The sequence below is a fragment of the Haloferax sp. DFSO60 genome (genome assembly GCF_046557615.1).
Classification (GTDB): domain Archaea; phylum Halobacteriota; class Halobacteria; order Halobacteriales; family Haloferacaceae; genus Haloferax.
This window is the reverse complement of sequence record NZ_JBKIII010000001.1, coordinates 1,274,932-1,295,501: the sequence shown is the minus strand read 5'-3', so window position 1 is coordinate 1,295,501 and position 20,570 is coordinate 1,274,932. Positions and strand designations below refer to the sequence as shown.

The window sequence follows — 20,570 nt, the reverse complement described above, 5'->3', positions numbered from 1 at the left end:
TTTCTGCTGAGACTATCAAAAACGGGGAGTATTCGGCTCAGCTAGATGTCGTACAGTTCGGCGTACTTGGCTTCGACGTAGCTGAGGAAGTCGTCTGCGGCGAAGTCTTCGCCCGTTGCGAGCTTCACGAGGTCGTTCGTCTCGTAGCGACGCCCACGCTGGTGGATGTTCTCGCGGAGCCATTCACGCAGGTCGCCAAATTCGCCTGCGGCAATTTTCTCGTCGAGGTCGTCGATGTCCTCGCTCGCAGATGCGAACAACTGGGCGGCCATAATCGAGCCGAGCGAGTACGTTGGGAAGTAGCCGAAGTTGCCGTAGGCCCAGTGGATGTCCTGTAGACAGCCCTCGGTGTCGGTCTCGGGTCGAATTCCAAGGTACTCCTCGTATTTGTCGTTCCACGCTTCCGGCACGTCCTCGACATCGAGGTTGCCCGAGATGAGTGCGCGCTCCAGTTCGAACCGAATCACGATGTGCAGGTGGTAGGTGAGTTCGTCCGCTTCGACGCGGATGAAGTTGTCCTCGTACACCTGATTGGCGGCTTCGTATGCCTCTTCGACGGTCGCGTCGATGTCTGGGAAGTGCTCGGTGAACGTCGGCATGAAGTGTTCCCAGAAGCCGTGCGAGCGCCCGACGTGGTTCTCCCAGAGACGCGACTGCGACTCGTGGACCGAGAGGTTGCGACTCTCACCGAGCGGCGTGCCGTAGTGTTCGTCCGGCAGCCCGAGCGTGTACAGTGCGTGACCGAACTCGTGGATAGTCGAGAAGAGCGACCCGAGAGGGTCAGACTCGTCGTATCGCGTCGTCACGCGGGCGTCGAACTGCGTGCCCGACGAGAACGGGTGGGGTGCGGTGTCGAGACGGCCGCGTTCCCACGGGTAGCCCAACGTGGAGAGCGCGTCGCGGGCGAGTTCCTCCTGCTCGTCCGCCGGATACTCGCCTTCGAAGGCGTCCACGGCGAGTTCGACGTCAGAATCGCGGATGTCTGCAATCATCGGGACGAGGACTTCGCGCACTTCGGCGAGAATCTCTTCTGCCTGTTCGAGCGGGAGACATGGCTCGTAATCTTCGAAGAGGACTTCGTATGGGTCGCGGTCGGGGTCGATGTACTCGGCGTACTGGCGCTTGAGTTCGACGTGTTTCTCCAGATGCGGGGCGAACGTCGAGAAGTCGTCTTCGGCTTTCGCTTCCTTCCACGACGGAATCGCCTCCGAGGAGGCAGCCGAAATCTGTTCGACCAGTTCGCTCGGGACGCGTGCCGCGCGCTCGTAGTCGCGGCGGAGTTCGCGCACCACGTCTGCCTGTTCGTCCGTCAGGTCCGACGCTTCGACTTCGTCCAAGAGGTCGCCAAACTCGTCGTCGGTGAGGAGTTCGTGACTCAGTGCCGAGAGCGTGGACATCTGCTGGGAGCGCGCAGGCGTCCCTTCGTCGGGCATGACGACCTGCTGGTCCCACGAGAGTAACCCGGCCGCGTTTTGGATGTTGGCGACGCGTTTGTACTTCGCGAGCAGTCGGTCGTAGGCCGACGCCTCTTCGGTGGAGGTTGCTGCCATTGTCTGTCGATGAGTGCGCCGTGGTATTAAATCGCAGGAGATGGGGTTTCGGTCAGGCGTTGGTCACGAGTTTGCACGTTTCCTGTCTATAAGGCAAGTTTCGTGCGACTCACGTCGGGATAGGATAGATATTGGTCAACAGAAGCGTCGAGTTGTCTTCTCAACGAGAATCCTCTTCAACTCCTACAAAGCGTGATTATCCCCCTACAACTGCTGCGAACAGGAAAATAAGGGGACTAACGAGGATCTCCACTAACCCAACTGCTTGTGTCAGTCGTAGTTTGACTGGTCCTATCTCCCCAAAGAGTGTACTGTGACCGAACGCCCAGTCGAGATACTGCTTTGGCCGAAATAGACACGCAAATCCTTGTATGAGAATAAGAGATCCAAAAATAAACAGGCCCACTGAGAGGACATTGACCATGGTTGAATTTATTTTCTGAATGTCTTGTACATTACCACTGTTTATTTAAACTGGGAATTTTTTCAAACACCAATTATTCAGACTGAGAACCATCTATGCATCAGTATACTCTTTGGACTATGACATTATTCATTTTGATAATTAAGACAAAATAGATATATTTGATATGAATAATTTCATTAACAGTGACAGAAAAAGAGTACCACGAGGACAAAATCTCGCGTCGTTCACTAATGAAATCTGCTGCGCTTGTACCGTTAGCAGGAGTGCCTAACACCACCGGGTCAAACCTGTTTAATACGGGGGAGAATCGAACTGGTCTGGATTCGGGTGAGTCTCTTACTGTCTTTTCGGATGATTTCTCATCGAATACACTCAATGAATACGATGTTCGTGAACAGGTTGGCTCTCCGTTTATGGGGAGCCACGGTTCTGTAAGCTACTCGTCTCAAAACCAGTGGCTCAACGTTTATAGCCCGAACAACATTCGAATGTACCTTACCAAGAGCGGCATTTCGTTTCCAGAAAGTGGATTCGTTCGGTACGAGGTGGACATCCTTCGTGACTACCACCGAACGGACGCAGTCATACTTCGGCTCAAGGAAGATGAGGAGAACTTACTGGAATGGCGTGTCGCCGGGAGAGCCTACGACAACAGGCTTGGATGTATCCGCGATGGGGAACGTATCTTCAGAGAGGAGGGCCCCGGTACTGTTGGGCCATCTTCAGAGACGTACACTGTCGAAGCCCGGTGGACCGATTCGTCGATGACGCTGTCGGTCAACGGTGAAGAGTTGCTCTCGAAATCCTTCGACACGACGGTTATCGACCCGACTTCATTTGAGTTGGGAATCTACCAAGCGAATGCACGATTGCGGTCGATAACGGTCGGTAGCGATAGTTCTCCTGTTCTCGACATCAGCCAAGCAATCGGAGAGAAGGAAGATTACGCAGCGTATCTCTACTCTGCAACGGATGGCTTCGTTGACGAACGAACTGAAGTCGAAGCGGCGCTCTCTGAACTCGAACAGGCGGTCGACCAGGGCGACATAACGTCTGCTCGTGCGATGGATGCAATCGACCGGTTGAAACTGGGAGAATCGATTACGGAGATTTCGATGGCTGGGGCGCTTCCTGGGACACCTCGGGCACTAGATGACACACGATTCGGTGTCCCTGGTCGTGAGACTGCCCTTCAGCAAGATTATAACATTGCTGAGAGACTTACAAAATCGTTAATCAATACTCTTGTGAATCTCGGATTTGCAGCTATCGCACTCGCGGATTTACCGCTCAAATTATTGAAATGGGCAGGATCTGTGAAAATAAAGTCTTCCGAAATCAAATTTTTAGCGAAGGAGTTCTCTGATTCTTCACTGCATAAAGTAGCTAAATGGTTACTGGGAAGAGGCCCAATTTCTGAGTCAGACTACTTCCTCACTAGTTTTATCCAGAGTATTGATGAGGTATCCAAGTCGCTTTATCGACTCGCAGAATCTGGGGTAATAACTACTTTGAGATTCCTTGATGAAAAAGAAAAATTAGTCAGAGATCTCATTGACTCAACTTCTAGTTGGATTCTTAAGGTGATATTTGAAGATAAACCGTACAATCTCTGGCAAAACAAGCCGTCAATTTCTGAATCACTGGCGAATCTTACCAGTGTAGCACGTCCAGACGAGAACTCAGAGATTGATATTTCTGGTTCGCGTCAAACAGCGATTGAAAGAACAGAGTACTATCGAACTGAAATCCAAGTACAATACAATAAAACATCTGATACTGTTGATTCATTGCTGGGCTTGGCAGACGCTGCAAGCGTAATTGGCCCCATGATAGAAATTGCCGCATACGGGTTAGCAATTTTCACAGGAGGGTTGACTGCGCCCGTTGGGATAGTTGCTGGATATGTATTTGACGCTGTGGCTGGTGCTTTTTCAGCTGGTGCAGCGCTATCATGTTTCAACGGCCTCGACGCGGTCCGCGCACAACACGCCAAAGCACTCGACGAAATCGCCACGGGAACCACGGGGGCGATGTAAATGTCGAGCGAAGCTATCATCGACGCACTCGCACGGTTCGAACAGAACGTCGAAAGCGACCAGGCCGCCGCAACAGACGCGCTAGCTGAGTTGGTCACTGAGTATTCTGAAAACCGGGTCTCAGAAGAAATCTTCACGCGCCGCGCTGCGACGTTACCGGGGACACTCACCGAGAAAAGTGCCAGCGATAAAGTGAACGACCTGATGGGTGCTTCGGTAACGGCCGGATTCCAGCGTGCTGGATTCATCACGAGTGGTGCCACGGTACTCGAAACAGGCGACGAAAGCGAGTACGAAACGGTCAAAAACCATGCTCGTCAGCTCAGAGAGACTGAAGAGCAGTATCTCGCCGCAAGCAAGGACGCAAAGGCTATCGTCGATTCTGCGTCACTCCCGCCAGTCATCGAACTCTTCTCGTTCTCGCCAACGGAGGAAGTACTCCCGAAAGGAGCTACCGATGACGTGACTGGTGAAGTCACGAACGTCGGCGACGACCGTCTCGAAGCGATCGAGTACGATATCGAAGCTGAGGATGGAATTTCGGTCCGCGCGACGAGTGGACTCGTCGAGTCACTCTCTGCGAACGCGAGACATCAGGCGACACTTCGAGTCGAAGGTGTCAGAACGGGCCGACACTCGCTGACCGTGGTTGCCACTGGTGTCGAAGACAAGACGCGAAGCTATGCAGAAGTGACCCTGACGGTCCGAGACAAGTCACAACTGTTGGCTGGGGCAATCGAAATCATTCGCGGAATGGTCGATAGAATCGACGAGAGTACACTCAATCGCGGCGTGAAAAATGCGCTCACGTCGAAGCTTGAAACCACCGAGAAGAAGGTCCTCCGTGGTCAAGATGCTGCATTTGCTGGCAAGGCAAAGAAAGCAGACCGCGAGATTTCGACCGCTAGCAACACCGTCTCCGCATTCGCAAATCAAATCGAGAACGACGGCCTCGATGCGAACCAATCCGGAAAGAAGAACAGCAATAGCAAGTCACACATCCCTGCACAGTTGAAGAACGTTCTCTTGGGGCAAACTGCATCGTTGGAAGAGTTACTGAATCAGGCGGAAGTCGCGGCACTGTAACTGCACACTTCTCTATCACGTACCGGGTGAATACCCGGTTGCGTACGTTGTTTTACCACCCCGCTACAACATCCCGATACGTCTCGTAACACCGCTCCAGAACATCCACAGAGACGCTCTCGTTCTTCGTGTGGGCCTCACCGGGCGAGGATGGTCCATACACGACACATGTCGTTCCCTCTTGTGCAAGCCACCCAGCGTCGGTCGCGTGGGGTTTCGTCACCTGCTGTGGCTCTTCGTCGCCGCGTGCTTCGTGGACTTTCTCTGCGGCCTCGAAGACCCGGTTCGCAAAGTCGGCGTCGTCGCAGGCCATCGGCGGGAGGTCTTGTTCGACGACCCACTCGACGCCTTCGACACTCTCTGTCTGCTTGAGGTCGGCGTAGCCGCCGGGGACGGTTCGCTCGTCGATGATGACTTCGCACGTATCAGGGATGACATTCCACGCGCTCCCGCCGTCGATTCCGGTGACGGCGATGCTCCCTGAAACTGGGTTTCCAAGCACCTCGGCGTCGGGGACCTCCAACTCTCGAATGATGTCCACGGCGTCGCTGGCGCGGTAGATGGCGTTCTCACCTTTCTCGGGTTCGCTGGCGTGGCACGCGGTTCCCGAAACTTCGAGGATGCTCGCCCGGCGGCCACGATGGGCGACGACGAGGTCGGTTCGGTTCGGTCCCGAGTAGTTGGTCGAGCCTTCGGCGACGACGGCGTAGTCGATTTCGAGGCCGTCTTCGAGGGCCGCCCGAACGCCGATGCCACCCAACTCTTCACCGACAAACGAGGCGAAGACGACTTCTTGACTTGCCTCTTCGGCCGCGTCGCGGAAGGCGAGCATGGCGGCCACGTCTGCACCTTTCATGTCGGCGGCACCACGGCCGTAGATTCGTCCGTCCTTCGTTTCGACGATGTACTCGCCGTCGTCGGTCGTCTGGCGTTCGGCTGGTGGAACCACATCGTGGTGGCCAACGAGCGCGAGCGACTCTCCCTCGCCAGCGTTGACTCGAGCGAAGACGTTGCCAGCCTCGTCGCGGGTGACCTCTGCGTCAGTCTCGTCGCGGAGCCACGACTCCATGAAGTCGCCTGCGGCGGTTTCGTCCTCGTGGCTCGGAATCGAGACGAGGTCCACCGTCAGGGTCGAAAGTTCGTCCATGGCGGGAGGAAGAGATACCTCGTGAAAAGCGTGGCCAATGCGGGCATTTGTCAGCGATTCCGCCGCCCGCGTGCCCGCGCTACCTAAAAGCCTTATCCGTGCGCCATACAAATCGGAGTCCATGAAGATAGTGCCGGACACGAGCGCGGTCATCGACGGTCGCGTGTCCGAGCGAGTTGAGGATGGGTCGTATGCGGGTGCCGATATTCTGGTGCCCGAAGCGGTCGTCAGCGAATTGGAGTCGCAAGCCAACGACGGACGGGACACTGGGTGGGATGGACTCTCGGAACTCCAGCGTCTCGCCGAGTTCGCCGACGAGGGCGAGATTTCGCTTCAGTACCTCGGTCGGCGTCCGACCTCGGACGAGACGAGGGGTGCCCGCGAGGGCGATATCGACGCACTCATCCGCGATTTTGCCGCCGAACACGACGCGACGTTGCTCACGAGTGACAGCGTTCAAGCAGAAATTGCGAAGGCCAAGGGCCTCGCTATCGAACACGTCGAACCAGTCGTTCGCGGCTCTGGTGGCCTCATCATCGAGCAGTTCTTCGATGACCAGACGATGTCCGTCCACCTCAAGACGGACACGAGGCCGAAAGCAAAACGCGGCGATATCGGCGACATGCACTACCAACTCATCGCCGAGGACGCGACCGACGAGAAGACGATGCGCGAGTGGGCAGACGACATCGTCAACTCCGCCCGCGCCTCCCCCGACGGCTTCATCGAACTCTCCGAGCCGGGCATGAACATCGTCCAGTTCCGCGATTTCCGCATTGCAATCGCTCGACCTCCCTTCGCCGACGGCATCGAAATCACGGCGGTTCGACCCATCGTCAAGACGGAACTCGACGATTACGAGTTCGCCGACGAACTCCGTGACCGCCTCGCCGAACGCCAGCGCGGTGTCCTCATCGCCGGGTCGCCCGGTGCGGGTAAATCCACGTTCGCCCAGGCAGTCGCCGAATTCCTCAACGACAACGACTACGCGGTCAAGACGATGGAGAAACCGCGTGACTTGCAGGTCGGCCCCGAAATCACTCAGTACACTGCCCTCGCTGGCGATATGGCGAAGACGGCTGACTCACTCCTCCTCGTCCGCCCCGACTACACCATCTACGACGAGGTTCGCAAGACCAAGGACTTCTCTGTCTTCTCGGACATGCGTCTCGCCGGTGTCGGGATGGTCGGCGTCGTTCACGCCACCCGCGCTATCGACGCCCTCCAGCGCCTCGTCGGCCGTGTCGAACTCGGCATGATTCCGCAAGTCGTGGACACCGTCGTCTACATCGAGGCCGGACAGGTCCACACCGTCTACGACGTGACGACGCAGGTGAAAGTGCCCGAAGGACTCGCCGCCGAGGACCTGGCACGCCCCGTCATTCAGGTGCGCGACTTCGAGACGAACACGCCAAAGTTCGAGATTTACACGTTCAACCGTCAGGTCGTCACGGTTCCGCTCGGAGACGGCGGCGAGAAGAGCGAAACAGGCGTCTCTCGACTCGCACGACAGGAAATCGAACGTGAAATTCGCTCCATCGCTCGCGGTCACGTCGATGTGCAGTTGAAAAACCAGAACCGCGCCGTCGTCTACGTCGATGACGACGACATCTCGTACGTAATCGGTAAAGGCGGCGGTCGAATTTCTGACGTCGAAGACCGACTCGGTATCGAAATCGACGTTCGGACCCACGACGAGAACCCAGCGAACAAGGCACCGGGCGTCGGCGGTTCGAGCAGTTCTGGTGGGTCGTCCGCTCCGTCGTCGTCAGGGACGACCGCAGAACCGTCGAGCGGTCTCGTTGTCACCCCGGAAATCACCTCTCGGCACATCATCGTCCGAATGGACGGCCACGTCGGCGAGACGGTCGAAGTCCGCGCGGACGACGAGTACCTCTTCACGGCGACGGTCGGTCGCGGCGGCGACATTCAAGTCTCGCGCGGCAGCGCCATCGCTGACGAGTTAGAGAACGCAATCGACCGAAAGTTGCAGATTACGGTCGTTCCGGCCTGACCGAAACGAACCGCTCGCTGCGTTTCGATGCCCGGGTAGTGGTTCGACGCGTCGCAACGGAGAACAGAGTGCGAAGCGGCGGACGATTCGTTATTCGACGCAGCAGGCGTTTTCTTTGCCGCCGTCGGCTTGGACCTTCGCTTGCTCTTGCTGTGGTGCGGCGTCGGTGAGTTGATAGAGGTTCTGTCGAGCGTCAGCGAAGTATACGTCCTCGTCGACGATGTCGATGCCTTCCAGTCGTTCGAGTGCGTAGCGGACCGTTCGAGCAGAGAGCATCGACTCTTCGACGATGCCCTTCTGGGTCAAGGGGCCGTTATATTCGAGTACCTTGAAAACAAGCTTCGCACTCGGTGGGAGTTCATCGAGACTCTCCTCTTCTGTTCCAGCCATCGTTACGAATTGAAAGCCGCAACAAGCTTAAATCTTCTTGGCTGGGACTAGCCGACAACGCTATAGTGCCTGCTGGACGGCAGAACGAACGCCTTTTCATGCCCGATATCGCAGTGGAACACATGGCTACGGAAACGCAGACCGGACTCTCCAAACATATCCGGGGAGTAACGGTTACAACACTCGCTTGTCTCGCCGGTGTGGCCGCCGCGCTGGTCTCCGGTGTGCTGGTGGGGACAACTGTCACCGCCGCGACGAACAACGTGGCAGTGGGCGTCCTCGGGGCGTTCGTACTCGCACAGTTCCCCGTGCTTCGCGTCATCGGCATCGACGTGAACGGGTTCGGTGTGAAAGATTACCTGTACGTCGTCTTCATGACGTTCTCGCTCTGGTTCATCTCGTTCGCGATTCTCCTCACCTCGGGTGTTCAGCTCTAACCATGGCTGACCACAGTATCGCCGTCGTCGACCTCGACCGGTGTTCGCCGGACCGATGTAGCTACGAGTGTTCGAACTTCTGTCCGCCCAACCGGACGGGCAAAGAGTGCATCACACTTCGTGGCGAAGACGCCGAACAGGGCGGCCCCGACCAAGTCCGCATCTCCGAAGAAATCTGTCTCGGAGAGACCTGCGGTATCTGTGTCGAGAAGTGCCCGTTCGACGCCATCGAAATCATCAACCTCCCCTCCGAACTCGACGAAGAGCCAACCCACCGCTACGGCGAGAACGCCTTCTCGCTCTACGGGCTTCCGGTACCCGAAGCAGGTTCGGTCACGGGTATTCTCGGACCGAACGGGATTGGTAAGACGACCGCCGTTCACGCCCTCGCAGGCGAGATGGTCCCCAACCTCGGGAACTACGACGACGAACCGTCGTGGGAAGCGGTCCTCGACCGCTTCCGCGGAACCGAGCTTCAGAACTACGTCTCGAAAGTCCGCGATGGCGACGTGAGTGTCGCACGAAAACCGCAGTACGTGGACCAGATTCCGAAGCAGTTCGACGGGAAGGCACGTGAACTGCTGGAAGCGACCGACGAGCGCGGCGCACTCGACGAGTACATCGAGCGTCTCGATATCGGCCCGGTCGTGGACAACGACATCGATACGCTCTCCGGCGGCGAACTCCAGCGTGTCGCGCTCGCTGCGACGCTCGCCCGCGACCGCGACTTCTACTTCCTCGACGAGATTTCGCCCTACCTCGACATCGGCCAGCGCGTCACCGCGGCCCGTCTCATCCGCGAACTCGCCGAAGAAGAAGACCGCGCGGTTCTCGTGGTCGAACACGACCTTGCAATCCTCGACCTGCTCGCAGACACGCTCCACGTCGCGTACGGTAAACCCGGCGCGTACGGTGTCATCACGGACCCCAAATCGGTCCGTAACGGCATCAACGAGTACCTCAAGGGCTACCTCTCGAACGAGAACATGCGGATTCGGCCCGAGGCCATCACCTTCGAGGAGCACGCTCCGCGCGAGACCACGAAGGCAGAACCCCTCATCGAGTACCCCGACATGTCCAAGTCCTACGGCGAAGGCGAGTTCTCGCTCGACGTCGATGCCGGGACTATCCACCACGGCGAAGTGCTGGGTATCGTCGGTCCCAACGGGATTGGTAAGTCCACGTTGGCGAAGATGTTCACTGGGGCGCTCACGCCCGACGAGGGCGAACTCGACTTCTCGCTCGACATCTCCTACAAGCCACAGTACGTCGAAATCGACCAACCGATGCGCGTCGATGCGTTCCTCTCGTCGATTACGGACCAGTTCGGCTCGTCGTACTGGAACACGGAAGTTGCGAACCCACTGCAACTCAACCGCATCATGGAGCGCAACCTCACCGACCTCTCCGGCGGTGAGCGCCAGCGCGTCGCTATCGCGGCGTGCCTCTCACAGGACGCCGACCTTTACCTGCTGGACGAGCCATCGGCCCACCTCGACGTCGAACAGCGCGTGCAGGCAACCTCCGCAATTCGGCGCTACGCCGAGAACCACGACGCGACGGTCATGGTCATCGACCACGACATCTACATGATGGACCTGCTCGCCGACCGCCTGATGGTCTTCGACGGCCAGCCTTCCATCGAGGGTCACGCCTCGAAGCCACAGGAGATGCGCGACGGCATGAACGACTTCCTGTCGGACCTCGACATCACGTTCCGCCGCGACGAGCGCACCCAGCGCCCGCGCATCAACAAGCCCAATTCGCAACTCGACCGCGAGCAGAAACGCTCCGGTGAGTACTACTACGCGAACTAACCACCCTGCGTTTCCGTTCTCGTTCCACCCTGCGTTTCCGTTCTCGTTCTCCCGATTCCCGTTCTCACGCGTTTCTGACCACGTAACACCGGTGTCACGTAGCTCGATTGATGTTACGAGGATCGCTTTGTACGTCCCGCGCGAAGAGAGGGTATGTCCAACACTTCAGCTGATACCGGTGTGCTTCCCGCTTCGACACACCTCGGCCGTATCGCCCTTCGCGTGGGTTCACTCGACGCTGTGGTTCCCTTCTACCGCGACGTTCTTGGGTTCGAGGCCGAGCGAGCCGATTCACGAGCAATCCTCTCGGCCGGAGACTCTCCACTCGTCGTCCTCGAAGAAGACGCCGATGCCCCACGTCGCGCCCGCGACGAAGCAGGTCTGTTCCACCTCGCCGTTCGTGTCCCGACTCGCGCGGCACTCGGTGACGCACTCCGGCGCATCCAAGACGGGGCACAACTCTCGGGGGCGTCCGACCACCTCGTGAGTGAGGCGCTGTATCTGCGCGACCCGGAAGGCAACGGCATCGAAGTGTACTGGGACCGACCCAAATCCGAGTGGCCGCACAACGACGACGGCACGGTTGCGATGGACACCCTCCCGCTGGACCTCGGTGACGTACTCGAAGAAGCAGTGGGCGACGACTCACTCCCAGCGGAAACCGACCTCGGTCACGTTCACCTCGAAGTCACTGACCTCCCGCAGTCGGTCGAGTTCTACACCGAAGGGTTGGGAATGAACCTCCGGAACGACACGTATCCGAGCGCGGCGTTCGTCGCCGCGGGCGACTACCATCACCACGTCGGCTTGAATCGCTGGAACAACCGACGAAAGGGAGTCGAGGAGAGTCGAGGAATCGAGTGGTTCGAAGTCGTCGTCGCGGACGCCGAGGCCCGAAGCGCGGTTACAGACTCACTCGAACAGGCTGGTTTCGATGTCACCACGTCGGATGGCGTCCACTCGGTCAGCGACCCCGATGGTATCGAAATTCGACTGATTCAGGCCGACTAACCGGTCACTTCTGCCGAACGAATCATTTTGTCGTTGGTCGTCCAACACGTTGTATGGACTCTCACGCAGGGAGCGACGCATCGGCCGGGTTTACACTGCGGAGTCCGGCCTTCGACGACGGGAGCGAGATTCCGCGAAAACACGGCTACACGAAGCAGAACACGAGTCCGCCGCTCGAATGGGATGGTGTTCCGAGCGACGCGGTATCGTTGGCACTGGTGATGGACGACCCTGACGCGATGAAACCTGCCGGGCAAGTGTGGGACCACTGGGTCGTCTGGAACATCGACCCGGCGACGACCGAGATTCCCGAAGGGGCCACTCCACCGGGTGTCGCTGAGGGGACCAATAGCTATGGAACGCGAGGCTACGGCGGCCCGAACCCGCCCGATGGAGAACACACCTATCGGTTCGTCCTCTACGCGCTCGATAGAGAACTCCCACTCGAACCCGGTGCGACGAAGGCACACCTCGAACGCATGATTGAGGGCCACGTCATCGACGAGGCGCGACTCACTGGAACCTACGCTCCGTAAAACGCTCCGTAGAAATCGCTCTCAGCTACTCGACTCGCTCGACAACCGCACCCGTGGGTGCCTCTCGGAGTGTCACATCGAAGCCGAAGGCGCGAATCACCTCGATGTTCGTCCGCACGTGGTTCGTCACCTCCGGAACGGAGATTCTCCCACCAACGAGTGCGACCCAGACGAGTAGTTGGTCGGCCATGTATCGGTCGAGTGGGGCGTCGCTCGCCATCCAGTCGCGGAACTGTTGGACCGTTTTTGCCCCGACTCGCTCTGCTGGCACGCCTTTCTCGCCGTAGGCGTTGAACCCTGCAATTGCCTCGCCCGCGTGTGCGACGAGGACGACGACGGTCCCCGGTGAGCTACTCTTCGCGTAGGTTGCAGACGTGGTAACCGGGGCTTCGATTCCACTCTCCGCCAGCGCGTCGGTGACTCCCGATAGCTGTCGATGCGCGACGTTTGCCGACCGGAGCGACTCGCTGGCAACCGAGTAGCAGGTGAGTTCAGACACCGGGTCGCGTGCCGATGCGAAGTCGAGTGGCGTCGAATCGGCCGGATAGACCGTCATCGACAAGCGACCGCCACCTGCGGGGTAGAAACCGCGCCTTCGAACGTCGATGTCGAACTCGACCCCGAACTTCCCACACAGCGGTCGCTTGACGTACTGAAGGTAATCTACCGGAGGCGACCAGCGAACGTCGGTGCCGCCGGTGACAGTCAGTTGCAGTGGTTCCTCGAGGGCGACGGCAACGGGAAGGAGCGTCTCACAGACGAGCGTCGTGCTTCCGGCGGTGCCGACATCGACGTCGATTGGGTCTGGCCGAACGGTGTTCGGCGTGAATCGAAGCTTCGACGAGCCCTGTTTCGCGCCTTCGACGCGTGAGTCAGAGACGGCTTCGGCGACCGAAACGCACGCGAGGTGTTGGGCTTTCAGCCCTGGACTCGGCCGCGTCGCTCGAATCGCGGTCATCTCGAAGGGTTCGCCGGTGACCACAGAGAGGGCGAGCGCAGTACGGAGGAGTTGGCCGCCGCCCTCTGCGCCGTCGATTCGAATCATTGGCCGACTCGGTGCGTCGCAGTCGGTGGTGAACGAGACGGCTGTCTGAGCATGTGTGAACGAATGCGAACCGAGACGAAAAACGAGCGGGGTTTAGTGGAGGAGTCGGCTACACGTACCGCAGAGATTCTCTTCTTTCACATCGACTTCGCGGACGGTCGGCGAGAACGACATCACGCACTTGCTGTTGTCGCAGTGTTCGAGGCCGAACGTGTGGCCGATTTCGTGGACGACTTCCTTGCGAACACGGTCGGCGAACACGTCTTCGGCGGGCTTGGTGGTGATGCCGCCGTCGGTCGATGTCTGGAGGCGATACGTCGAGATAACAGAGCCGTTGCCGTTGAGATACGCGAGTCCGAAAACGTAGTTCCGCCGTCGGTAGTAGAGGTCTTTTGCAGTGATTCCGATGTTCTTCTCGCCGCGCCCGACACGACTCGCCAATTCGATGAACTGCTCGGCCCGGTATTGGTTGCGACTTCGGTCAAACGCACCCTCCGGTATGGACTGATTCGCGTGGACGGTCACGTCACAATCGTAGACGGACCGAAGCCCCGCGGAGGCCTCCCGCTTGACTCTCGCGGGGATGTCTCCGATGGGTACGATATCGACAAGCATAGCAGGCGTTAAGCGGGCGCCGGTGATAAATATCCCGCCGTGAGAAATTCGCTTCGCGATGCCATCGTCACGCAGTTGGTTGATTACGAGCGAGTACTCGAAGTCGGCATCGGTCGCAACCCCGCCGTCGCCGAAACACTCGCCACCCGCGGCGTCGATGTGACCGCAATCGACGTTCACGAGATGCCAGTTCCCGACAGCGTTCGCTTCGTCGTTGACGACGTGTTTTCGCGCGAAGACGCCGCCAACCTCGGACCCTACGAGGGTGTCGATGCAATCTACGCGCTCAACTTGCCTATCGAACTGCATCGACCCGTTGCGACCATCGCACGCCGTGCGGGTGCGGAGTTCTACTTCACCACACTGGGCTACGACGAACCGTCGATTCCAACCAGTCGAATCTCGCTGGACGGCGATACGCTCTTCGTTGCGACGGATGCGCCCGGGCGACGCTAACTCCTGTACTGCTGAATCAGAACCCAGCCTCCGGAGAGAACACCGACCAACAGGAACGCCGCCGCGAAGAACGCGTGCTGAGTTCCAAGAGCGGACGAGAGACCGAGAAAGTCAGTTCGGTTTAGGTAGCCGAGCCCCACGAATACCCCAACCACGACCGCCGCAGCACCGGTTCGCATTCCAAGTTCTTTGAGCGCGCTCTTGATGCTCATCTCGCCGCCTTTGTCACCAAGTGTGAGTTCGACCGGGGCTAAAAAAGAGTAAGGCACTTTTCGCTCCGCCTCTCGCATTCCGTATGAACGCGGACACTGTCGTTCTCGATATCGACGGCGTGCTACTCGATGTGGCCGATTCCTACCGGCGGGCGATTATCGAGTCTGTCAAACGCCTCCACGGTGAGACCATCGGACGCGAGGACGTCCAACTGTTCAAGAACGCAGGCGGGTTCAACAACGACTGGGAACTTACCTACGCCGCGGCACTGTACGTTCTTCTCTCCCGACAGACCGAGATTTCGATTGCTGAATTCACCGATGCAATCCACACAGAAGGCGGCGGGTTGGAGGCCGCAAAGGCGGTCGTCGAAGCCGAACTTTCCGACCCCGATATCGTCTTCGACGCGTGGAATCCTGAGGAGTTACGCGACGTGTTTCAGGCGCTCTATCTCGGTTCTGAACTCTTCTCCGAACTCGAAGGCGGCGAACCGCCGTTCGATGCTTCTGGATATATCCACGACGAACCTGTGATTCTCCGACCGGAGACGCTCGAATTCCTCGCTGACTACAACGTCGGCGTCGTCACCGGTCGCCCCTCCGCGGAGGCCGATATCGCACTGGACCGCGCGGGCGTCGAACTCGACGACGACCACCGATTCACGATGGACGACTGGGACCACGGAAAACCGCACCCGAAAGCCCTCGTGACCGTGGCCGAACGCCTCGGTTCGGAACAGGTTGTCTTCGTCGGCGACACCCTCGACGACGTGAAGACCGCGCTCAACGCCGAAGCCACGGACGACTCGCGCGTCTACTACGGCGTCGGCGTCCTCTCTGGTGGTCTCACGGGCGATAACGGGCGACAGAAGTTCTCCGAAATCGGTGCCTCGGCGGTCATCGAGGACGTGAACGACTTGGATGAAATCCTCGACTGATGGGCGACTTTCGTGCGTTCGTGATGACGTTGCTCGCGTTCGACGCCCTCATCGTCGTTGTCGGGTCGCTCGTCCTCCCACCGGACCCTGCGAGTCAGGTGTTTCTCATCGCGCCCGCGTTGCTCACCGCGCCCGTCTTCGCGTGGTGGTTGGTGTATCGAGATGGGTTCGCGCGGTTGCAGGGTGCGGTGGAGTCGGACGACGATGGTGAGTGAATTATTCGTTCAAGAACCAACCTCTGCTTTTGATGATTGATGGGAGTGCAGAAATCACCGTGAAAACCACCACTCCCAGCGCCGCCCAGACCCGGATTGAGTGGGGCGCTGTTTCGAGACCAGTGAACACTAAACCTGGTGAAAATACCAAAAGAACTGGCACGAGCGTCCCGAGAGCAATTAGAGATAACCAGAGGGATGCCAGCAAGATTAAGAAAGAAAGTGCAGCCAACGTTCCCAACACGGCAAGATAGGCAATGGGAAAAAGAATCGATTCCCCAGTGATCTCAATTACCTGACCAGGTGCCAGAATCGTTTGATATTGCGGTAGTTCTGGAATTGTCAAAATTTCATATATGAAATACAGATCAAGGCAAAAGACGACTACAATGACTAACATTGCTTTGTACGGTTGACCGAGATATGGCCGAATACTGTCTTTCACCTCTCTTTGGAACAACTGAATTCCGCCATAAAGTACAACGGCAAGTACGAAATGCAGAGCCAGCGCAAGAGTGTATGGCCACACGTATTCACCCGATGAGAACATCGGGACTGCAATCAACAGGTCAACAATCGCAACCCCTACAATCGCTGAGATCGGTCGCCTTTCGGCTGTGCGTCCTTCATCGCGCTTACGAACAATCGATGTAATTGATGTAATTTGGTGAATCTTTGAGTGAAGCGTCTCGTGGAATGAAAATATCACGCTTGCTAGCAAAGCTCCTCTCGCAATCACCGGAAATCCAGATGAAACGAATGACAAATATAAGACAATCCCCAGAATAGTATATACGATTCTTACTCGATAACTATCCAGGAGTGAGCAAATTGATCGCACGAGCGCCGTCTTTCGCTCAATGGACCCATCTGACTCAGCAGGTTCGTTTATTGACATAGTGTGTATTCAGACTCATTCCTAGTAAGAGCCTTGTGATTTCTGACACAATTTCTTCGATGTCTGCAGTCGGAAACGCGTTCTTACTCAACCCCGACAAGCAGATACCGAGTCAAAATTTCAACTGCACAACACAGGCAGAACCGTCCGGTCGCGTAATTCTTTAGCACACCCCGTCCTCTGTACGAGGTATGCGAATTGCACTTCTCGGCGGCACCGGCGATATCGGCGAAGGCCTCGCCCTCCGCTGGGCCTACGACACGGACCACGAGGTCATCATCGGCTCGCGCGACCCCGAAAAGGCGCGCGAGAAAGCCGACGAGTACGAGACCGAGCTTTCGAGTCGCGCCCGCGACGTAAAAATCAACGGCTTCACCAACGAGATGGCCGCAGACCGCGCGAGCGTCGTCGTCCTCTCGGTGCCTCCGTACCACGTCGCTGACACCATCGACGCGGTCGCCGACTCGCTCTCCGAAGGCGACATCCTCGTTACGCCCGCGGTAGGTATCAAGCGCGACGACGACGGCTTCCACTACCACGCGCCGAAAGCCGGGAGCGTCACGGCACTCGTCGTCGATGCGGCCCCGGAGGGCGTCCCCGTCGTCGGCGCGTTCCACAACCTCGCCGCAGGCCGACTCGCGGACCTCGATGCGGACCTCGACATTGACACCCTCCTCATTGCGGACGACGACGACGCGAAGGAGACGGTTCGACTGCTCGCTGATGGTATCGAGGGACTCCGCCCGCTCGACGCCGGTGGACTCGCGAACGCCAGCGAAATCGAGGCACTCACGCCACTCCTTATCAACGTCGCCCACAACAACAAGGGCATGAACGACCTCGGCGTTCGCTTCCAATAAGTCTCAGAGCAAACGCCCGAACAGATTCACAATCGAATCGCTTCAGAATCGACTTTTCAGTTCTTCTCGGAGGTCGTCGAGCGACACGTCTTTCATCGACAGTAACACGAGCAGGTGGTACACGAGGTCGGCGCTCTCGTAGCGGAGTTCGTCGGTGTCGTCGTCTTTCGCGGCGAGAATCGTCTCGGTCATCTCTTCGCCCAGTTTTTCGAGAACGTAGTTCTCGCCTTTCTCGTGGGTGAAGAGCGTCGTCGTGTAGGAGTCCTCGGGCAACTCGGCCTTTCGAGATTCGATAGTCGAGAAGAGTTCGTCGAGTACCTCGTCGGTCGGCGTGTCGGCGTCCATACCGGCGAGTTGCGGGGTGAGAGATAAATACGCGTGGGTCTCGCGCTGTCGCTCAGGCTTCGACTGCCAGTTCCTCGAAAAATGCGAGGTCGTGAAGGCGGCTATCGGGTGTCAGTTCGGGGTGGAACGAGGTTCCAATGATTGGGCCATCGCGGACGGCGACCGGGTTCCCGTCCCACTCGGCGAGGATTTCCACGTCGTCGCCCACTTCGTCGATGAGTGGGGCGCGAATGAACACCGCAGGGAATGGAGAGTCGAGCCCGTCTACGTCGAGCGGGGCTTCGAAGCTATCGACCTGTCGACCGAAGGCGTTGCGGTCCACGGTCACGTCGAGGAGGTCAAGCGTCTGGACGCGCTCGTCTTTGGCGTCTCGGGAGGCGACGATGAGACCGGCACAGGTCGCAAGAACCGGCTTTCCGGCTTCGACGTGTGCTTTGATTTCTTCGTCGATGCCTTCGCGCGCGAGAAGTCGAGAGATGGTCGTGGACTCTCCGCCGGGCATCAACAGCACGTCGCAGTCGGGGACGAGTCCTGACTGACGGATTTCGACGATATCGGCTTCGACACCGTGTGCCTCGGCGGCGTGTTCGATGGCGGCGGCGTGTTCCGAGACATCGCCTTGGACGGCGATGACACCGGCGCGTACGGTAGACATAGATGAGACTCAGAAACGCGAGGACAAAAACCGTCCGTTGGTGAATTGCCGTTAGAACGCGAGGGCGTTCAGCACCAGAATGCCGATGCCGAAGAGGGTTCCTGCGGCGACGACGGCTTTCGGGTCGAGACGAATCGCGTTGCGGTCCTCTGCGTCGAAGTACCGAACGAGACCGGCACTCGACATCAGGCCGCCGCTGTTCTGACCTTTGCTCATGTCTCACCGTCTGTGCGTGCCCTGCCTAAACGTTTCGGCTCGATGCGAGCGACGGTGAGTAATCCTTATGCACCGAGGCAAGCAACCTCCGGCGGGATACCATGACCGTTCGACTCTTAGACTTCTACGCGGATTGGTGTGGACCGTGCAAAACGCAAGACCCGATTCTCGACGAACTCGAATCCGACTTCGAGGCCGTCGAGTTCGAGAAGGTAGACGTTGATGAAGAACAGGACGTGGCCAACCAGTACCAGGTTCGGTCGCTTCCGACGCTCATCATCGAGAACGACGACGGTATCGTGGACCGTTTCGTTGGCGTCACCCAGCGTGACGACATCGAATCTGCGCTGAAGCAGGCAGGCGCCTAAGCGTCCGACCGGTTTCAGTACATCTCTTCGATACCTTCGTGGTGAGCCACAGCGCTTCGTCTCGCAAGCGTTATAGGAACGTGGTAGGGACTGTTGTGTATGGCTAACGACGCTGCGACGAAGCGGACGCTGGAGAAGCAGATCTGCATGCGCTGCAACGCGCGAAACTCGAAGAAGGCAAAGAGCTGCCGCAAGTGCGGCTACAAGCACCTTCGACCCAAGTCGAAGGAACGCCGCGCAGCCTAACTGGTCTGTCTTTTTCCTTCGTCTATTGACGGTACAACACGACGAGTACTGCTAAGAGCGCAATCTGTACGATTTTGTCCACGACGCCGCCGATACCGAAGATGTTCGGCCAGTTCAGCAAGAGGTAGAGGACGATTTGGCCGAGGACGAATGGAATCCCGAGACCGATAGCGAGGCGTCGCGCCCGGTCGCCCCCGCGGAGGACCGCGACGATTCCAGCCGCAAAGCCCGCGGCCGCCCCAATAAACGCGATACCCAGTGGGTCGGCGAGATTCGAGGCGAGCGCCGCCGCTCCGAGGACGAGGTGAATCAGCCCTGTCAGTGCGGCGAGGACGACAGCGACGTAATCGAGCCGGGTGAGTGATCTCCGAGTGACGCTCTCTGTCGCCATCTCACGCCTCCGGGTACTTCGGCTTGCGTTCTTTTGCTCGACTCAACGCCCGCTCGATAACGTCGCGGACGGTGTCGCCGTCGTCCTCGTTCGTAAACACGTCGCCGTGACCCGCGTATAGTTCTTCGACACCCTCGGGAAGGCGTTCGAGCAGGGTTTCGAGGCTCGTGATGAGTCGTTCGCGCGACTGGCCGGACATGTCGGTCCGCCCGAAACTACCGTCGTCGTACGCACCGTCGTTGTAGACGACCACGTCACCCGAGAAGAGTACCCGGTCGCTGACGAGCGAGATGTGGTCGGCGGCGTGGCCGGGCGTGTAGACGACGTCGAACGTTTCGTCGCCCATCTGGAGTTCGTCACCATCGTCGAGGTTGTGGGTCCGAAGCGGGTGGTCGCTGTAGGCGTACACGTCGGGGTCGAACTGTTCGACGACCGACTCCAGTTCTGCGATATGGTCGGAGTGCTGGTGGGTGATGACGAGAGCGTCGAGGTGGTCCGTATGGTCCGAGACGACCGATTCGATGCCTTCCATCGCTCCGGCATCGACGAGGACGGTTCGTTCGCCAACGAGGAGGTAGGCGTTACAGGTGAACACCTCGGCGTCTGCCGTCACAGGGATGATTTCCATACCCCATGTACGCGCTCGATGGAAAAAA

At 58.3% G+C, this 20,570-nt stretch carries 24 protein-coding genes and 1 pseudogene; 13 read left to right on the top strand and 12 right to left on the bottom strand.

Going from position 1 to position 20,570, the window contains the following annotated elements; translation table 11 throughout:
* Positions 1 to 41 precede the first annotated feature (41 nt).
* Positions 42 to 1,550 carry a carboxypeptidase M32 gene (locus ACK509_RS06885; RefSeq protein ID WP_410765742.1) on the bottom strand — a complete coding sequence of 503 codons (1,509 nt, stop codon included), beginning with the start codon at positions 1,548 to 1,550 and terminating at the stop codon, positions 42 to 44.
* 609 nt (positions 1,551 to 2,159) lie between these two features.
* Between ACK509_RS06885 and ACK509_RS06880 the strand changes: the two genes are divergently transcribed.
* Both ACK509_RS06880 and ACK509_RS06875 read left to right on the top strand, forming a co-directional pair.
* Positions 2,160 to 4,016 carry a hypothetical protein gene (locus ACK509_RS06880; RefSeq protein WP_410765741.1) on the top strand — a complete coding sequence of 619 codons (1,857 nt, stop codon included), beginning with the start codon at positions 2,160 to 2,162 and terminating at the stop codon, positions 4,014 to 4,016.
* On the top strand, positions 4,017 to 5,102 hold the full coding sequence (locus ACK509_RS06875; protein WP_410765740.1) for a hypothetical protein: 1,086 nt from the start codon (positions 4,017 to 4,019) through the stop codon (positions 5,100 to 5,102).
* A 52-nt stretch (positions 5,103 to 5,154) separates the two neighbouring features.
* On the opposite strand, the gene ACK509_RS06870 is transcribed toward ACK509_RS06875, so the two are convergent.
* Positions 5,155 to 6,249: a M20 family metallopeptidase gene (locus tag ACK509_RS06870; protein WP_410765739.1), complete on the bottom strand. Its 1,095-nt coding sequence runs from the start codon at positions 6,247 to 6,249 to the stop codon at positions 5,155 to 5,157.
* Between the two features lie 121 nt (positions 6,250 to 6,370).
* Between ACK509_RS06870 and ACK509_RS06865 the strand changes: the two genes are divergently transcribed.
* Positions 6,371 to 8,263, top strand: a complete 1,893-nt coding sequence (locus ACK509_RS06865) for a PINc/VapC family ATPase (RefSeq protein ID WP_410765738.1) — start codon at positions 6,371 to 6,373, stop codon at positions 8,261 to 8,263.
* 90 nt (positions 8,264 to 8,353) lie between these two features.
* On the opposite strand, the gene ACK509_RS06860 is transcribed toward ACK509_RS06865, so the two are convergent.
* Complete coding sequence (locus tag ACK509_RS06860) at positions 8,354 to 8,653, bottom strand: ArsR family transcriptional regulator (protein WP_410765737.1); 300 nt, start codon at positions 8,651 to 8,653, stop codon at positions 8,354 to 8,356.
* A 122-nt stretch (positions 8,654 to 8,775) separates the two neighbouring features.
* Here ACK509_RS06860 and ACK509_RS06855 point away from each other — a divergent pair, with 122 nt between their 5' ends.
* The 4 genes from ACK509_RS06855 (at position 8,776) to ACK509_RS06840 (ending at position 12,454) form a co-directional block, all read left to right on the top strand.
* Positions 8,776 to 9,090: a hypothetical protein gene (locus ACK509_RS06855; RefSeq protein ID WP_410765736.1), complete on the top strand. Its 315-nt coding sequence runs from the start codon at positions 8,776 to 8,778 to the stop codon at positions 9,088 to 9,090.
* Between the two features lie 2 nt (positions 9,091 to 9,092).
* Entirely contained in the window at positions 9,093 to 10,907 is a 1,815-nt protein-coding gene (locus tag ACK509_RS06850; RefSeq protein WP_410765735.1) for a ribosome biogenesis/translation initiation ATPase RLI, read from the top strand.
* Positions 10,908 to 11,060: 153 nt separating this feature from the next.
* Positions 11,061 to 11,918 (top strand): VOC family protein, encoded by an 858-nt coding sequence (locus tag ACK509_RS06845; protein WP_410765734.1) that lies wholly within the window; start codon positions 11,061 to 11,063, stop codon positions 11,916 to 11,918.
* A 53-nt stretch (positions 11,919 to 11,971) separates the two neighbouring features.
* On the top strand, positions 11,972 to 12,454 hold the full coding sequence (locus tag ACK509_RS06840; RefSeq protein WP_410765733.1) for a YbhB/YbcL family Raf kinase inhibitor-like protein: 483 nt from the start codon (positions 11,972 to 11,974) through the stop codon (positions 12,452 to 12,454).
* Positions 12,455 to 12,479: 25 nt separating this feature from the next.
* On the opposite strand, the gene rtcA is transcribed toward ACK509_RS06840, so the two are convergent.
* Both rtcA and ACK509_RS06830 read right to left on the bottom strand, forming a co-directional pair.
* On the bottom strand, positions 12,480 to 13,499 hold the full coding sequence (rtcA, locus tag ACK509_RS06835) for an RNA 3'-terminal phosphate cyclase (RefSeq protein WP_410765732.1): 1,020 nt from the start codon (positions 13,497 to 13,499) through the stop codon (positions 12,480 to 12,482).
* 93 nt (positions 13,500 to 13,592) lie between these two features.
* Complete coding sequence (locus ACK509_RS06830) at positions 13,593 to 14,114, bottom strand: archaemetzincin family Zn-dependent metalloprotease (protein WP_410765731.1); 522 nt, start codon at positions 14,112 to 14,114, stop codon at positions 13,593 to 13,595.
* Positions 14,115 to 14,153: 39 nt separating this feature from the next.
* On the opposite strand from ACK509_RS06830, the gene ACK509_RS06825 reads away from it, so the two are divergent.
* On the top strand, positions 14,154 to 14,570 hold the full coding sequence (locus ACK509_RS06825) for a UPF0146 family protein (RefSeq protein ID WP_410765730.1): 417 nt from the start codon (positions 14,154 to 14,156) through the stop codon (positions 14,568 to 14,570).
* Here the strand turns inward: ACK509_RS06825 and ACK509_RS06820 are convergent.
* On the bottom strand, positions 14,567 to 14,839 hold the full coding sequence (locus ACK509_RS06820; RefSeq protein ID WP_410765729.1) for a hypothetical protein: 273 nt from the start codon (positions 14,837 to 14,839) through the stop codon (positions 14,567 to 14,569). The two genes, ACK509_RS06825 and ACK509_RS06820, sit on opposite strands and share 4 nt — an antisense overlap.
* A gap of 26 nt (positions 14,840 to 14,865) precedes the next feature.
* On the opposite strand from ACK509_RS06820, the gene ACK509_RS06815 reads away from it, so the two are divergent.
* Together ACK509_RS06815 and ACK509_RS06810 are read left to right on the top strand one after the other, a co-directional pair.
* Positions 14,866 to 15,720: a TIGR01548 family HAD-type hydrolase gene (locus tag ACK509_RS06815; protein WP_410765728.1), complete on the top strand. Its 855-nt coding sequence runs from the start codon at positions 14,866 to 14,868 to the stop codon at positions 15,718 to 15,720.
* Entirely contained in the window at positions 15,720 to 15,935 is a 216-nt protein-coding gene (locus tag ACK509_RS06810) for a hypothetical protein (protein ID WP_410765727.1), read from the top strand. The genes ACK509_RS06815 and ACK509_RS06810 overlap by 1 nt, the downstream gene beginning before the upstream one ends.
* A gap of 1 nt (position 15,936) precedes the next feature.
* Here ACK509_RS06810 and ACK509_RS06805 read toward each other — a convergent pair whose 3' ends face one another.
* On the bottom strand, positions 15,937 to 16,833 hold the full coding sequence (locus ACK509_RS06805; RefSeq protein WP_410765726.1) for a hypothetical protein: 897 nt from the start codon (positions 16,831 to 16,833) through the stop codon (positions 15,937 to 15,939).
* 191 nt (positions 16,834 to 17,024) lie between these two features.
* Between ACK509_RS06805 and npdG the strand changes: the two genes are divergently transcribed.
* Positions 17,025 to 17,693 (top strand): NADPH-dependent F420 reductase, encoded by a 669-nt coding sequence (gene npdG / locus ACK509_RS06800; protein ID WP_410765725.1) that lies wholly within the window; start codon positions 17,025 to 17,027, stop codon positions 17,691 to 17,693.
* Positions 17,694 to 17,735: 42 nt separating this feature from the next.
* Here npdG and hisE read toward each other — a convergent pair whose 3' ends face one another.
* The 3 genes from hisE to ACK509_RS06785 are packed head-to-tail and all read right to left on the bottom strand — an operon-like array spanning position 17,736 to position 18,909.
* Positions 17,736 to 18,038, bottom strand: coding sequence for a phosphoribosyl-ATP diphosphatase (hisE, locus tag ACK509_RS06795; protein ID WP_410765724.1), 303 nt, complete (start codon positions 18,036 to 18,038; stop codon positions 17,736 to 17,738).
* Between the two features lie 52 nt (positions 18,039 to 18,090).
* A complete protein-coding gene (pdxT, locus tag ACK509_RS06790) occupies positions 18,091 to 18,693 on the bottom strand; it encodes a pyridoxal 5'-phosphate synthase glutaminase subunit PdxT (RefSeq protein WP_410765723.1) in 603 nt (200 codons plus the stop codon).
* Positions 18,694 to 18,744: 51 nt separating this feature from the next.
* Positions 18,745 to 18,909, bottom strand: coding sequence for a preprotein translocase subunit Sec61beta (locus ACK509_RS06785; protein ID WP_410765722.1), 165 nt, complete (start codon positions 18,907 to 18,909; stop codon positions 18,745 to 18,747).
* Positions 18,910 to 19,007: 98 nt separating this feature from the next.
* Here ACK509_RS06785 and ACK509_RS06780 point away from each other — a divergent pair.
* Both ACK509_RS06780 and ACK509_RS06775 read left to right on the top strand, forming a co-directional pair.
* Positions 19,008 to 19,277 (top strand): annotated as a pseudogene (locus ACK509_RS06780) (thioredoxin family protein); the annotation flags it as partial.
* Positions 19,278 to 19,376: 99 nt separating this feature from the next.
* On the top strand, positions 19,377 to 19,523 hold the full coding sequence (locus ACK509_RS06775; protein WP_390224515.1) for a 50S ribosomal protein L40e: 147 nt from the start codon (positions 19,377 to 19,379) through the stop codon (positions 19,521 to 19,523).
* A 22-nt stretch (positions 19,524 to 19,545) separates the two neighbouring features.
* Here the strand turns inward: ACK509_RS06775 and ACK509_RS06770 are convergent, their stop codons facing one another.
* Positions 19,546 to 19,914 carry a hypothetical protein gene (locus tag ACK509_RS06770; protein ID WP_410765721.1) on the bottom strand — a complete coding sequence of 123 codons (369 nt, stop codon included), beginning with the start codon at positions 19,912 to 19,914 and terminating at the stop codon, positions 19,546 to 19,548.
* A 1-nt stretch (position 19,915) separates the two neighbouring features.
* A complete protein-coding gene (locus ACK509_RS06765; RefSeq protein WP_410765720.1) occupies positions 19,916 to 20,542 on the bottom strand; it encodes an MBL fold metallo-hydrolase in 627 nt (208 codons plus the stop codon).
* Positions 20,543 to 20,570 lie beyond the last annotated feature (28 nt).

Excerpts from the sequence above, each read along its gene's own strand:
- ACK509_RS06850 (WP_410765735.1), top strand. The coding sequence starts at position 9,093 with ATGGCTGACCACAGTATCGCCGTCGTCGACCTCGACCGGTGTTCGCCG.
- ACK509_RS06810 (WP_410765727.1), top strand. The coding sequence starts at position 15,720 with ATGGGCGACTTTCGTGCGTTCGTGATGACGTTGCTCGCGTTCGACGCC.
- ACK509_RS06875 (WP_410765740.1), top strand. The coding sequence starts at position 4,017 with ATGTCGAGCGAAGCTATCATCGACGCACTCGCACGGTTCGAACAGAAC.
- ACK509_RS06830 (WP_410765731.1), bottom strand. The coding sequence starts at position 14,114 with ATGCTTGTCGATATCGTACCCATCGGAGACATCCCCGCGAGAGTCAAG.
- pdxT (WP_410765723.1), bottom strand. The coding sequence starts at position 18,693 with ATGTCTACCGTACGCGCCGGTGTCATCGCCGTCCAAGGCGATGTCTCG.
- ACK509_RS06885 (WP_410765742.1), bottom strand. The coding sequence starts at position 1,550 with ATGGCAGCAACCTCCACCGAAGAGGCGTCGGCCTACGACCGACTGCTC.
- ACK509_RS06765 (WP_410765720.1), bottom strand. The coding sequence starts at position 20,542 with ATGGAAATCATCCCTGTGACGGCAGACGCCGAGGTGTTCACCTGTAAC.
- ACK509_RS06815 (WP_410765728.1), top strand. The coding sequence starts at position 14,866 with ATGAACGCGGACACTGTCGTTCTCGATATCGACGGCGTGCTACTCGAT.
- ACK509_RS06845 (WP_410765734.1), top strand. The coding sequence starts at position 11,061 with ATGTCCAACACTTCAGCTGATACCGGTGTGCTTCCCGCTTCGACACAC.
- ACK509_RS06805 (WP_410765726.1), bottom strand. The coding sequence starts at position 16,833 with ATGTCAATAAACGAACCTGCTGAGTCAGATGGGTCCATTGAGCGAAAG.
- ACK509_RS06785 (WP_410765722.1), bottom strand. The coding sequence starts at position 18,909 with ATGAGCAAAGGTCAGAACAGCGGCGGCCTGATGTCGAGTGCCGGTCTC.
- rtcA (WP_410765732.1), bottom strand. The coding sequence starts at position 13,499 with ATGATTCGAATCGACGGCGCAGAGGGCGGCGGCCAACTCCTCCGTACT.
- hisE (WP_410765724.1), bottom strand. The coding sequence starts at position 18,038 with ATGGACGCCGACACGCCGACCGACGAGGTACTCGACGAACTCTTCTCG.
- ACK509_RS06860 (WP_410765737.1), bottom strand. The coding sequence starts at position 8,653 with ATGGCTGGAACAGAAGAGGAGAGTCTCGATGAACTCCCACCGAGTGCG.
- ACK509_RS06870 (WP_410765739.1), bottom strand. The coding sequence starts at position 6,249 with ATGGACGAACTTTCGACCCTGACGGTGGACCTCGTCTCGATTCCGAGC.
- ACK509_RS06840 (WP_410765733.1), top strand. The coding sequence starts at position 11,972 with ATGGACTCTCACGCAGGGAGCGACGCATCGGCCGGGTTTACACTGCGG.
- npdG (WP_410765725.1), top strand. The coding sequence starts at position 17,025 with ATGCGAATTGCACTTCTCGGCGGCACCGGCGATATCGGCGAAGGCCTC.
- ACK509_RS06865 (WP_410765738.1), top strand. The coding sequence starts at position 6,371 with ATGAAGATAGTGCCGGACACGAGCGCGGTCATCGACGGTCGCGTGTCC.
- ACK509_RS06775 (WP_390224515.1), top strand. The coding sequence starts at position 19,377 with ATGGCTAACGACGCTGCGACGAAGCGGACGCTGGAGAAGCAGATCTGC.
- ACK509_RS06855 (WP_410765736.1), top strand. The coding sequence starts at position 8,776 with ATGGCTACGGAAACGCAGACCGGACTCTCCAAACATATCCGGGGAGTA.
- ACK509_RS06770 (WP_410765721.1), bottom strand. The coding sequence starts at position 19,914 with ATGGCGACAGAGAGCGTCACTCGGAGATCACTCACCCGGCTCGATTAC.